Annotated in this window: 4 protein-coding genes; 1 reads left to right on the top strand and 3 read right to left on the bottom strand. The window is 67.4% G+C overall.

Annotated features, from left to right (window positions below; all coding sequences use genetic code 11):
• Nucleotides 1-192: 192 nt before the first annotated feature.
• Nucleotides 193-1,095: a LysR substrate-binding domain-containing protein gene (locus AB688_RS12625; RefSeq protein WP_063544448.1), complete on the top strand. Its 903-nt coding sequence runs from the start codon at nt 193-195 to the stop codon at nt 1,093-1,095.
• 50 nt (nt 1,096-1,145) lie between these two features.
• Here AB688_RS12625 and AB688_RS12620 read toward each other — a convergent pair whose 3' ends face one another.
• Genes AB688_RS12620 through AB688_RS12610 form a run of 3 tightly spaced genes read right to left on the bottom strand, consistent with a single transcriptional unit; the run spans nt 1,146 to nt 13,814 of the window.
• Nucleotides 1,146-4,124, bottom strand: coding sequence for an autotransporter outer membrane beta-barrel domain-containing protein (locus AB688_RS12620; protein ID WP_063544446.1), 2,979 nt, complete (start codon nt 4,122-4,124; stop codon nt 1,146-1,148).
• Nucleotides 4,125-4,169: 45 nt separating this feature from the next.
• Nucleotides 4,170-5,156, bottom strand: a complete 987-nt coding sequence (locus tag AB688_RS12615) for an alpha/beta hydrolase (protein ID WP_063544444.1) — start codon at nt 5,154-5,156, stop codon at nt 4,170-4,172.
• A 60-nt stretch (nt 5,157-5,216) separates the two neighbouring features.
• Entirely contained in the window at nt 5,217-13,814 is an 8,598-nt protein-coding gene (locus AB688_RS12610; protein WP_063544442.1) for a non-ribosomal peptide synthetase, read from the bottom strand.
• Nucleotides 13,815-13,826: the final 12 nt, after the last annotated feature.

Raw genomic sequence — 13,826 nt, 5'->3', positions numbered from 1 at the left:
TGTAGCAGCGGCGGTTCGCCGCTGCGACTTGTCCCACGATTGGGCGCGCAGCGGCCATAACACCGGACACCGAGTCACATCAGAAAGATCTCGGTTGCCTGGCTTGCGGCCGCTACGCGCCCGATCGCGGGACAAGCCCGCTCCCACAGGATGCGGCTGCAGAGTCTGCGCACCAACCACAGGACCACCACCATGCAGACAAAATGGATCGATGACCTGCTGGCCATCGCCGAAACCAAGAGCTTTTCCCGCGCGGCCGAGATCCGCTGCATCACTCAGTCCGCGCTGTCGCGACGCATTCGCTCGCTGGAGGAATGGGTCGGCGTCGAGCTGGTCGACCGCAGTACCTATCCGGTGCAACTGACCGCCGCCGGCAAGACCTTCTGCGACGAGGGCCGAGACGCGCTGTCGATCTTCCATGACCTGCGCTCGGCGCTGCGCCGCGGCGAGCGCATGCCCGGGCGCTCGATCCAGGTGGTGGCCGGGCACACCCTGTCGATGACCTTCCTGCCCACCTGGTTCGCCGGTTTCCAGCGGCGCTACGGCTACTTCAATGCGCGGGTGCTGGCCGCCAACGTGCAGGAGGCGGTCATCGCTCTGGCCGAAGGCAGCTGCGACCTGATGATCGGCTACAGCCACCCGCGTGCACCGATCATCCTCGACCCCGACAAGTTCGTCGGTCTGCGCCTGGGCAGCGATGCCTTCTTCCCGGTGTCGGCGCCCGACGCAGATGGGCGCCCGCTGTTCGCCCTGCCGGGGGCAGCGGGCAAGCCCCTCCCCTACCTCGCCTACACCTCTACCTCGTTTCTCGGGCGGGTGGTGGATGTGCTGCTGCAGGGCAACGCGCAACCTCACCTCAAGCGCTTCTACGAAGCCGACATGGCCATGCACCTGATGCGCATGGCCCGCGAGGGCTATGGCATCGCCTGGCTGCCGGAGTCGGCGGTCGAGGAGGAACTGGCCAGCGGTCGGCTGGTGCGCGCAGGCGGGGACGAGTGGAGCGCGGAACTGGAAATCTGGTCATTCCGCTCGATCGGCAACAGCAACCCGACCATGCTCGAGCTATGGAAGTCGCTGGAACGCGACCTGCGCTGAAACGCTGCCGGGGCCTTTGCGGCCCCGGCTTCAGGTGTATCGACGGGCGATCAGAACTTCAACTGCCATTGCCCCATCACGGCGTGATTACGCGCATTGCTGCCCAAGTCGCCGTTGTAGCCCAGGCCCACACTCTGCCGTGCACTGAGCCCCAGCTCCAGCCCGGCCTCGACGACCAGGCTGTCACGGTCCAGCGCACTGCCCTGGACGCTGAACGCATCGCCGCCGGCCAGGAACGCCTGGCGCGTGCGGGTGTCGAGGTTGCCATAGGTGTGGCGCCAGCCCAGGCTGGCGCGGGGCGTCAGGCTCATGCCGTTGTCCAGTTGCCCCAGGTGTGCGATGCGCACGCCGAAGGTACTGGTGACATTGTCCTGCGTGTCGGCATCCACCGCCAACGCAGCATCGCCGCCCTTCTCGCGGTAGCTGTCGCGGTGATAGCGCTGGTAGCCCAGGTTGGCGAAAGGCTCGGCACTCAGGCGCCCACTGCCCAGAGCATAACCCAGCTCGGCGAAGGCCTGCTGGCTGTCGGCATCGTAGTTGCCCTTCAGCCGCTCATCGAAGCCATCGAAGGCCACGCTGCGCTTGCTGTCGCCGTCATGGCTGCTGTACGCCGCACCCAGGCGCAGGGCCAGCGGGCCACTCTGGCGTTGGGCGTAGAGGCCGGCATGCCAGCTGCGCACCTTGCCGTCCAGGCCGCTGGCGTCCAGGCGGGTGCGCGAGTAGCCGCCCAGCACGCCCAGGCGCCAGTCGCTGCCCACCGCCCAGTCCAGGCCCATCACCGCGCCGCCGGTGCGCTGTTCCAGGCTGCTGGCGCCGTGGCTGCCATCGACCTTGCCGTAGCTGCCCAGCGCCTGGCCCCACACTCGCCCCTGGGCGTTCGGGTCGTTGAGGTTGCGCACGCCCTGGGGCAAGCCGGTGGCAGCGAGCACCGGGGTGTCCTGCTGATCCAGGCCCACCAGCAACCCGGCATTGCTGCCCATCGACTGCAAGGCGCCGAGCATGGTGCTGCCCACCTGGGCGCTACCGGCCAGGGTGGCCGCAGCGAGGTTGGCGGTGTTGCTGCCCGACAGTTGCTCGATGGCATTGCCCGCGCTGGCGTTCGAGGTATTGAGCAGCGCACTGTACAGCGCACTGCCGCTGCCCAGGCTGGCCAGGCTGCGCGCCGCAGCGCCAGCGTTGGCGCTGCGGGCGAACTGGTCGAAGGCGACGTCGTTGCGGGTGTAGGTCAGGCCTACCGACTGGCTGCTGTAGCTCAGTTTCGGGGTGAGGAAGGCGTAGTCGCTGGTGACCTGGCCAAAGGTGCCGTTGATCGCACCGGCGTTGAGCACGGTGTACTGGCTTTGCCAGGGGTACTGGCCAGGCGTCGGCTGGATGCGCAGGGTGGCACCGCCCAGATTGGCGGTACCGGTGACGGTGATCGGCGCGCTGCTGCCGTCGGCGTTGACGCCATAGACCAGGCTGGCGCCCGAATCGAACTTCAGGTCGCCCTTGACCGTGGCCACGCCCAGCCCGGTGTTGGTCAGCATCGTGCCCCTGACGTCGAGACCACCGACCACACCACCGCCCGCGTAGGTCGCCCCCCGGTCTACCCGCAAACTGCCGAGCACGCTGCCCTGGTTGACCAGCGCGGCGCCCCGGGTGATCTCGCCACCCTGGCTGAAATCGTTGACGCTGCTCAGCGTCCAGGTGCCCCCGGAGACCAGCAGCTTCTCGAAGTTGGCGCTGTTGCCGAACTGGCCGCTGCCCTCGAGCTGCAGCGTATCGACGCCATCGCCTGCATCCACCAGGCCATTGAACACCCCACCGGTACGCACGATCAGGCGGTCGTCGCCGCCGCCCATGCTCAATGCCAGGCCGTTGCCGCCGCTGATGGTGCCGCTGTTGATCACGGTGTCATCGAAGTTGCCGACCAGCTTGATGCCGAAGCCACGCTCGCCACGAATGATGCCGGCGTTGTCGATGGTGGTGGCGCCGACGCCCGAACCTTCGGCACCGTCGTCCACCAAAATGCCGTTGTCGACGCTGCGGATCAGGCCGGTGCTGGTGTTGGTGACCGTACCGCCACCCATGGCGATGCCTTCGCTGCCGTTGGGCCGCCCGCCGCTGTCCACGCCCTTGGCGCCCAGGCCCTGGATGGTGCCGGCGTTGTAGACGTGGCCGATGAAGTCGATATCGACGCCGTCGCCATCGCCATTGATCTTGCCATCGGCGATGGCACCGGTGATGGTGCCCCAGTTGTACACGGTGCCGGTGCCGTCGGAGCCGAAGCCCGAGCCGTTGCGCCCGGTGACGCTGGCACCGGCATAGTTGTAGAGGGTGGCGTCGGTCTTGAGGTCGATGCCGTGACGGTCGGCACTGATGCTGCCGTAGTTGTACACGGTGACGCCGGTCGAAGTACCGATCTTGATGCCGTCGTATTTCTGGTCCAGGCCCTTGGCATCCTGGGGCGCGGTGTCGGTATAGATACGCCCGTAGTTGGTGATGGTGGCGTTGGAGCCGGTCTTGATCGCGTCGTTGCCCACGGCGTGGATCACGCCGCTCGCCTCGTTCACCAGGGTGGTGCTGAAACCTGGGTTGTTGAGGGCCTCCAGATCGATGGCCTGGCCATCGGTAATGGATTCGATGGTCCCGGCGTTGCTGATCTTGAGGCTGCCGCCCGCGCTGGGGTTGGTCTGGAAACGGATACCGTCGTTGGTACCCTGGATCAACGCCCCGGCGCGGTTGGTGATGACGAAGAAGCTCTGGTCGGTGCCGCCATCCTTGGTGTCGATACCACGGGCCACAGTGGAGCGAATGATCCCGGCATTGTCGACGCTGACCGTAGTGCCACTGGTCTGCTTGGGCAGGATCACCCCGTCGTCGGCACCCGAGACGATGCTGCCGGTCGGCGTCACCTTGAGCGTGTCGCCCTTCTTGAGTTCCAGCGTGCTGGTACTGGCATTGCCAACCTGGTAATCGGTGGCGTTGGCGGCCAGGGCAGCACTGGCCAGGGCGACACACAGGGCCAGACGGTGCGGCGTGAAATGCATGTTGGGGCGACCATTGTGATTGTTGATGGCCGGCCAATATGGCTATCAGATATTACCGTTTGATTGACAACCTGCGCCGACCGCCTTCAACCAGCGCCCCACTTCGGCATAAATCCCCTCCACGGCCTCGACCATCCCCTGCATCCGCAGGAAATCGTGGGTCAGTGCCTCTTCCACCCGCCACTGCAGCGGCACACCGGCCTTTTCCAGGGCGTGCGCCCAGGCAACACCTTCATCGAGCAACGGATCATGCCCGGCCAGGGCCATCCAGGTGGGCGCCAGCCCTTCGAGCGCCGTCAGGTGCAACGGCGACACCCGCCAATCGAGGCGCTGCGATGCGTCACGCACGTAGTGCCGGTAGAACCATTCCAGGGTTTCGCTCTCGAGCAGGTAACCCTCGGCAAATTTCCCATGGGACGGCCGCTGGCAACTGATATCGGTGACCGGATAAAACAGCAACTGCGCCAACGGACGCAACGCCGCCTTCTCCGGCTGCTGCGCGGCCACGGCGGCGACGACGATGGCCAGGCTGGCCCCGGCGCTGTCGCCACTGACCACCACCCGGCGGGCATCCAGGCGCTGCGCCTCGCCGTGTTCCTCCAGCCAGCGGGCACTGGCCAGGGCATCGTCCGCAGCCGCCGGGAAGGGTGCTTCCGGCGCCAGGCGGTAGGCTGGCGCGAGGACCGCAAAATCGCTGCACATCGCCAGGCGGCGACATACCGCATCGTGGGAGTCGAGGCTGCCGACCACATAGCCGCCACCGTGAAAATACAACAGCACCGGCTGCAGACCGTCCACCGGCGACTGCCGACGGTACAACCGTGCCGGCAGCGGTTGGCCGTCACCATCCACCATCTGCAGGTGCTCGACCTGCAGGTCATCAGGCGGGCTCGGGTCGAGCACCTGGGAGCTGCGCTCGAATTCGGCACGGGCCTGCTCGACGCTCATCTGGTGCATGGGTTGGCTGGCACCGGTCAGTCGGCCCAGTTCGACCAGTTCGAGAAAACCGGCCAGGTCAGGATGCAGAGACATTGGGAAAATCCTCGGAAGACGCGATACGGGCGCCCGCCGATGCGGCGGACGCCCGAGGTTTCAATGACTGAACGTCGGGGCCAGGCTGTCGCGGATATCCGCCAGTACGCTGGGGTGCTGCAGCAATTCGAAGTGCCCTGCCGCCACCACCGCACTGGCCTGGCACTGCCCGAGCGCCGCTTCGAAACTGGCACGCTCGCGGCTGCCGACGACTTCGCCCCACCAGCAGCGCGCTTCGGCCGCCACCGCAGGCAGGCTGTGCAAGGCCTCACCCAGGGCTTTCAGGCGCATGGCCACGACGAAGGTGTGGGCCAGGTCCTGTGCCTCGATTCGGGCATACACCTCGGAGGTGCTGCCCTGCTCGCGCAGTTGCCCGATCTGCACCGCCAACGCATCGGAGTCCAGTTGCGTCAGCGTTGCGGGGTCGAGCGCCGCTGCGGGCGCATCGCCCAGGGTGACCGCCACGAAACCGTGGAAGTCGTCACGCCAGTCGCCGCCCGCTGCGGCCAGCCCCGGCAGGTAACTGTCCACCAGCCCCAGCAGGCTGACTTCGCGGCCGAGGCGGATCAGCTCGGCGGCCACCAGCACCGCCAACGGCCCACCCAGCGACCAGCCCAACAGCCGCAGCGGCCCTTCGGGCTGCTTGCGCAGCACGACTTGGGCGTAGTCGCCAGCCATTGCCGCCAATGAGCTGTCCTGCCACTCGCGGTCCAGCAGCATGCGGCATTGCAGGCCATAGACCGTGCACTGCCCATCCAGGTGGCGGGCCAGCGGCTCGTAGTCGAACACCGTGCCGAAGCCGGCATGCAGGCAGAACAGCGGCGAGCTGCCGTCGACGATACGGTTGAGCGCCAACAGCGGATCCGGCGCCTGCGGCTTGCGTTCGCTGCCGCACAGTTGGGCGATGGTCGGTTTGCTCATGATGTCGCGCAGCTTCAGGCTCAGGCCCAGCTCAGGTGCCGCGCGGACCTTGCCCAGCACCTTGAGCACGCGCAGCGAGTCGCCGCCCAGTTCGAAGAAGTTGTCGGTGATCCCGACCTGGTCGAGCTCCAGCACCTCCTGCCAGATACGCACCAGCGCCTGTTCCTGCGGCGTACTGGCCGGCACGTGCTCACGCGCCTTGAACTGCGGGTCAGGCAGGGCCTTACGGTCGAGCTTGCCATTGGCGCTCAGCGGCAGCGCGGCGAGCAGGATGATCTGCGCCGGGACCATGTAGTCCGGCAGTTCATCGGCCAGGTGCGCACGCAGGCTTTCGGCCAGGTTGTCACCCGCCTCGGCCACCACGTAGGCGACCAGTTGCTTGCTGCCATTGACCTCCCGCGCGACCACCACGGCATCGCGTACCTCGGCCCGCCCACGCAGGCGCGCCTCGATCTCGCCCAGCTCGATACGGAAACCGCGGACCTTGACCTGGTTGTCGAGGCGGCCGAGGTAGTCGAACACGCCATCGGCGCGACGGCGCACCAGGTCGCCAGTGCGGTACAGACGCCCGCCCGCCTGCGCGAACGGGTCACAGACGAAACGCTCGGCCGTCACGTCCGGACGCTGATGGTAGCCGCGCGCCAGGCCCTCACCGCCGATGTAGAGCTCACCGGCAACCCCGTCCGGCACCGGATTGAGGGCAGCGTCCAGTACATACAAGGTGCGCTCGCCGACCCGGGTGCCGATCGGTGCGTACACCGCCTCGCACGGTTGGTTGGCGGCAACGCGCCAGAGCAGCGGCGTGACCACGGTTTCGGTCGGGCCGTAGCCATTGGTCAGCGCCTGCGGGCGCAGGTTGCGGCGCACCAGGTCGTAGTTGGCCTGGGCCACCGCATCGCCACCGAAGCAGTAGATGCGCACTGCCGGCGGCTCGCGGCCTTCGGCGTACTCGGCCAGTTGTTGCAGGTAGGCCGGCGGGAAGCAGGCGATGTCGATGCGCTCGGCATGCAACGCTTGCCAGGTCTGTTCGGGCGTCCACAGTTCGCCCGGACGGATCACCAGGCAACCGCCATTGCTCAGGGTCGACAGCCAGCGCTCCTGGGCGCCATCGAAGGCGAACGACATGAACAGCAGCTCGCGGGTGCGCGCGTCCATTTCGTAGCGCTCGGCGATCGCCGCGCAATGCATGGCCAGTGGGCCATGGGTGACCGCCACGCCCTTGGGCTTGCCGGTCGAACCCGAGGTGTAGATCAGGTAGGCCAGGTTGTCGGGCGACACCGTCGCGGCGCCACGGGTGATGCCCGCAACGTCGAGGTCAAGGCTGTCGAGGGTCAGCCAGTTCACTCCCTCGCGTTGCGGCAGGCGCGCCTGCACGCTGTGCTCGGTGAGGATCAAGGCAGCGTTGCTGTCCTGGAGGATCCAGTCCAGGCGCTCGCGGGGGTAGTCGATGTCCAGCGGCACATAGGCGCCACCGGCCTTCATCACGGCGTAGAACGCCACCACCATGTCCACCGAGCGCTGCAGGGCCACGCCCACCCGCACTTCCGGGCCGACACCCTGCGCCACCAGCAGCTCGGCCAGGCGGCTGGCCCGCTGTTCGAGTTGGGCGTAGGTCAACTGGCGACCGGCACACACCAGCGCAACCTGCGTCGGGCGCTCGCGGCTGTGGCGGGCGATCTGCTCGCCCAGCAGCGCCGTCGGCGCCTGCCCACCCAGGCGGTTGGCTTCGACCAACTGCCGCTGCCCGGCCTGATCGAGCAGGCCGAGATTGCCAAGCCGAGCCTGCGGCTGGTCGAGCATCGCCTGCAGCAAGGTCTCGAAGCTGGCGAGGATCTGCTCGACGCTGGCCGGCGTGAAACGCCCGACCAGATAGAGGAACTCGATCTTCAGGGTCGCGCCCAGGTGCACCGCGAGGTCCATGGCGTAGTTGGTCACGTCACGCGTGCTCACCTGGCCGAACTGCAACTGTTGGTCCTGGGCCTGGGCGAGGCGCTCGTCCACCGGATAGTTCTCGAACACGATGATGCTGTCGAACAGGCCACCGGCGCCCTGCCCGGCCCAGCGCTGGATATCGGCCAGCGCCGTGTGCTCATGGTCGCGCACCTCCAGGTTCCAGGCCTGCAGGGCCTGCAGCCATTGGTCCAGCGGCTGCTGATCGGACAGGGTCTGGACGATCGGCAAGGTGTTGATGAACAGGCCTAGCATTTCACCCGAACCTGCCAGCTCCGCCGGGCGCCCGGCCACCGTGGCGCCGAAGCAGACGGTCTGCTGCCCGGTATGGCGCTGCAACAGCAGCAGCCAAGCCGCCTGCACCAGCGTGTTGGGGGTCACCCGCAATTGCTGGGCGACCTCGCGCAGGCGTTGGGTGCGTGCGCCATCCCAGTCCAGGTACAGCGCCGCATGGCCTTCAGCCTGCGCATCGGCCGGCAACGGCAGGCTGCTGCTGAGGCTGGTCGGCCCCTCCAGCCCTGCCAGGCGCTCGCGCCAGAAGGCTTCCTGACGCGCTGCCGGCTGCGCGCGCAACCAACCGATATAGTCGCGGAAATGCCCGCGCTTGGTGGGCAACGGATGCCCGGCATAGCACTCGAAGACCTCGCCCATCAGGCGCGAATTGGACCAGCCGTCCATGAGGATATGGTGGCTGGTCCAGATCAGTTGGGTGGTGTCGTCATCCAGGCGCACCACGCTCAGGCGTGCCAGCGGCGCCTCGAGCAGCTCGAAGCCACGTGCACAATCCTCATCGGCCAGCGCCTGCAAGGCGCCTGGCTCGACGGTGCGCTCGCGCCAGTCCAGGCAGCGCGCCGGCAGGCTGCCTTGGCGGTAGACCACCTGCAGCGGCTCGGCCAGGTGGCTGGCGGTCCAGAAACCGGTGCGCAGGATCTCGTGGCGCGCCACCACCTGCGCCCAGGCGGCGATGAACGCCTCGGCGTCGAGGCCCTTGACCTCGATGCTGGTCTGGTTGATGTACAGGTTGGCCGCCGATTCCTGGGTGTGGAACAGCATGCCCAGCTGGGTCGGCGATAGCGGGTAGATGTCCTCGACCTGCTCCAGCAGGCCGGGGAAGCGCTCGAGCTGGGCCTGATCGAGCCCGCACAGCGGGAAATCCGAAGGCGTCGCGCCGCGCACCGGCAGTTCCACGCAGTGACGCACCAACGCGCCGAGCTGTTCGATGTAACGCTCGGCCAGGGCCTGGATCTCGTCGGGGGCGAACTGCGCCCGGCTGAAGATCCAGTTCAGGCTCAGCTCGCCGCCATACAGCTGGCCATTGACCGTCAGCCAGTTGCCCAGCGGTGCATCCTCGCCCTGCTCCGCCCCGGCAGACTCGTTTGCCGGGGTGAACAGCGCACCATCGTCCACGGCGAAACTGCCGTCGAACTGGCCCAGGTAGTTGAAGGTCACCCGCGGCTGCGGCAACGCCGCGAGCAGCGCACGCACCTGCGGCTCGCCGTAGTAACGCAGCGCCCCGAAACCGACGCCGCGATGCGGAATGGCGCGCAGTTGCTCCTTGACCTGCTTGATCGAGGCTCCCAGCTCGGCAGCCGGCGTCAGGCACACGCTGAACATCGAACTGAACCAACCGACCGTACGGGTCAGGTCGATGTCGTCGAACAAGGCTTCGCGCCCGTGCCCTTCCAGTTGCACCAGGGCGTGCTCGTCACCGGTCCAGGCCACCAGGGTGCGCGCCAGGGCCGTCATCAACAGGTCGTTGATCTGGGTGCGATAGGCCGCAGGCGCCTGCTGCAGCAATTGCCGGGTCAAGGCCGCGTCCAGGCGCACCTGCACCGTGCCGGCGTCGCGATTGAGCAGAGGTTGCGTCGGCGCGGCTACAGGCCAGTGCACCTGCACCTCGCGCAGACGCTCCCAGTACGCAAGCTCCGCCTGGCCCTGCTCGCTGTGCGCATAGCTTTCCAGGCGCTCGGCCCAGGCCTTGACCGAGCTGGTGCGTGGCCCAAGGTCCGGTGCCTGGCCAGCCAGGCTCTGCTGGTAGGCGCTTTGCAGGTCGTCGAACAACACCCGCCACGACACGCCATCGACCACCAGGTGGTGGATCACCAGCAACAGGCGCTGGCTGTCGTCGGCAAGGGTGATCAGCACGGCGCGGACCAGCGGGCCGTCGGCCAGGTCGAGGCTACGCTGCACCCGCTCACCCAGGGCTTGCAGGGCATCGGGCTGTACCCCCTCGACCCGCTCCAGCAACGTACCGACCGTGGTCACCTCACGGAACTGTGCCTGCCACTGCCCGTCCACCTCGGTGAAACCCAGGCGCAGCGCATCATGCTGCACCAGCAGCGCCTGCAAGGCGCGCTCCAGGGCATCGGCGTCCAGCGCCAGGGTCGGCTGCAGCAACACCGATTGGTTCCAGTGCGCGCGCTGCGCCAGCGGCAAGGCGAAGAACGCCTGCTGGATCGGCAGCAGCCCCGCCCGGCCGGTCACCGGCCCCTGCTCGGCCTCCTGGCCCCCGGCCTCGATGCGCACCGCACCGGCCAGGCCCTGGATGGTCTGGTGGCGGAACAGGTCCTTGGGCGTGAAGCGGATACCGGCCTGCCGCGCGCGGCTGACCACCTGGATGGAGATGATCGAGTCGCCACCCAGTTCGAAGAAGTTGTCGTTGACCCCGACCTGCTCCAACTTGAGCACGTCCTGCCAGATCCCGGCGAGGGTCTTTTCCACGGCGCTCTGCGCCGCGACATAGGCCTGTTTCGACTGGCCGACCGCAGGGTGCGGCAGCGCACGACGCTCCAGCTTGCCGTTGGGGCTCAGTGGCAGTTGCTCGAGCAGCAGCAGGTGCACCGGCACCATGTAGTCCGGCAGCACCGCGCCGAGGCGCTCGCGCAAGGTGGCGCGCAAGGCTTCGGCCGCCGCGTCGTCCGCCACTGGCGTGCTCGGCACCAGATAACCGGCCAGTTGCAGGCCACCGGCACCCGGCACCGCCAGCACCACGGCTTCGCGCACTTCGTCCTGCTCCATCAGCCGTGCTTCGATCTCGCCCAGCTCGATGCGCAGCCCGCGAATCTTCACCTGATGGTCGATACGCCCCATGTACTCGATCACCCCGTCGGCGCGGTAGCGCGCCAGGTCGCCGGTGCGGTACAGCCGCTCGCCGTCACCGAAGGGGCTGGCGACGAAGCGTTCGGCAGTCAGCCCAGGGCGGCGGTGATAACCGCGCGCCAGGCCGGTGCCGCCCAGGTACAGCTCGCCCACCACGCCCACCGCCACCGGACCGAGACCGGCATCCAGCACGTAGGTCTGCAAGTTGGCGATCGGCTCGCCGATCGGCACGCTGTCGCGGCCTTCTTCGCGGCAGGTCCAGTGGGTCACGTCGATCGCCGCTTCGGTCGGGCCATACAGGTTGTACAGCCCGGCATTCGGCAGCTTGTCGAACACCTGGCGCTGGGCATCCACCGGCAGCGCCTCGCCGCTGCAAACGATACGGGTCAGGCTGTCGCAGCCCGTCACCGCAGGGTCGGCAACGAAGGCCTGCAGCATCGACGGCACGAAGTGCAGCATGGTGATGCGTTCACGGCGAATCAGCTCGATCAGTTGCGCCGGGTCGCGGTGCAGCCCCGGCGCGGCGACTACCAGGCAAGCGCCGGTCATCAGCGGCCAGAAGAACTCCCACACCGACACGTCGAAACTGAACGGGGTTTTCTGCAACACCCGGTCCCCGGCAGTCAGGCCATAAGCCTGTTGCATCCAGCACAAACGGTTGGTCAAAGCGCGGTGGCGGTTGCCCGCACCCTTGGGCTTGCCGGTGGAGCCGGAGGTGTAGATCACATAGGCCAGGTTCTCGCCCGTGACCTCGATCACCGGCGCGTGCTCGGCATAACCGCTCAGCGGCTGGTCGAGCAGCAGGCACTCCAGGCCCTGCGGCAGCGGCAACTGCTCGCGCAGGTGCGATTGGGTCAGCAGCAGTTCGATGCCGCTGTCCTCGATCATGTAGGCCAAACGCTCGCGCGGATATTCCGGGTCCAGCGGCACATAGGCGCCACCGGCCTTGATCACGGCCAGCAGGGCCACGACCATTTCCACGCTGCGCTCGGCCGCCACGCCCACCAGCACATCCGGGGCCACGCCCGCCGCCTGCAGGCGGTGCGCCCACTGGTTGGCCAGGGCGTCGAGCTGGCGGTAGCTGAGCTGACGCTCGCCGAACACCAGCGCCGTGGCGTCCGGCGTGGCCTCGACCTGACGCTGGATCAGCGCCTGGACGCTGTGCTCCAGCGGGTACTCGACCGCCGTGGCGTTCCAGCGCGCCAGGGTGTCACGCACTTCGTCGGCAGCGATCAACGGCAGGTCGTCCAGCGTGCAGTCGAGGTTGGCGACCATCGCCTGCAGCAGGTTCTGCCAGTGCCGGGCCAGGCGCTGCGCGGTCGCCGGCTCGAATAGGTCCAGGGCGTAGGTGAACTGCGCATCCAGCGCATCGCCCTGCTCCAGAATGTTCAGGGTCAGGTCGAACTGGGCGGTATGGCCCTCGCTCTTGAGGTTTTCGATACGCAGGCCGGACGCCTGGGCGCCGTCACCGCCAGCGCCCAGCGCCGCGCCACCCTGGTGATTGAACATCACCTGGAACAGCGGGCTGTGGCTGAGGGTGCGTTGCGGGCGCAGTGCTTCGACCAGTTGCTCGAACGGCAAGTCCTGGTGCGCCTGCGCGCCCAGGGCATCGGCCTTGACCTGCTGGAGAAACGCCCGCACGGTCGTCTGCCCCGAGATCTCGACGCGCTGCACCAGGGTGTTGACGAAGAAGCCGACCAGTCGCTCGGTCTCCATGCGATTACGGTTGGCCACCGGCACGCCGATGCGCAGGTCGCGCTGGCCACTGTAGCGGTACAGCAAGACCTGATACGACGCCAGCAACAGCATGAACAGGGTGACGCCCTGCGCCTGCGCCACACTGCGCAGTTCACGGCACAGCTGCGCCTCGAGCTTCACCTCCAGGCTTGCGCCGCGCAGGCTCTGCTCCGCAGGGCGCGGATGGTCGAACGGCAGCTCGAGCACCGGATGCTCGCTACCCAGGCGTTCGGTCCAGTAAGCCAACTGACGCTCCTGCTCACCGGCCTCCATCCACTGACGCTGCCACAAGGCGTAGTCGGCGTACTGCACCGCCAGCGCCGGCAGTTGCACGGTCCGCCCTTCGCACGCGGCGGCGTACAGCTGGACCAGCTCGTCGATCATCACCTGCATCGACCAGCCATCGGTGACGATGTGGTGTTGGGTGAGCACCAGCACATGCTCCTGCTCGCCGAGCCGCAACAGCTTGACCCGCAACAGCGGGCCGGCCTGCAGGTCGAAGCGGCGCTGGATCTCCTCCTCGACACACGCCTGCAACTGCGCCTGGCGTCGTTGCGGCGCGTCGTCGAGGGCCAGGGTCTGCTGCTCGATCCCGGCCCAGTTCGGCGCATCGATCACCTGCAGCACCTGCTCGTCATCCTGGACGAAGCGGGTGCGCAAGCTTTCATGACGGGCCACCAGCGCAGCAAAGCTGGCATCGAGCGCAGCGATGTCGAGCGCGCCCTGCAACTTCAGGGCGGCACTGATGTGATAAGCACTGCTCTCGGGGCTCATCTGCCAGAGGAACCACTGCCGCTCCTGGGCATAGGACAGCAGTTGTGGTTCCTCGGGCTGACGCTTGAACACCGGCGCGACGCTGAACAGATTGATGTTCTTGTGCTTGAGCATCACCGCCAAGGCCTTGCGTTCCTTCGGCGACAGCTCGCCCACCCTTTCAATCAACGCTTTCACACCGGTTCCCCT

The organism is Pseudomonas putida (assembly GCF_001636055.1).
In the GTDB taxonomy this organism is placed as follows: Bacteria; Pseudomonadota; Gammaproteobacteria; order Pseudomonadales; family Pseudomonadaceae; genus Aquipseudomonas; species Aquipseudomonas machongensis.
The sequence above is the reverse complement of the archived record's forward strand: the minus strand, read 5'-3'. Positions and strand labels throughout refer to the sequence as shown.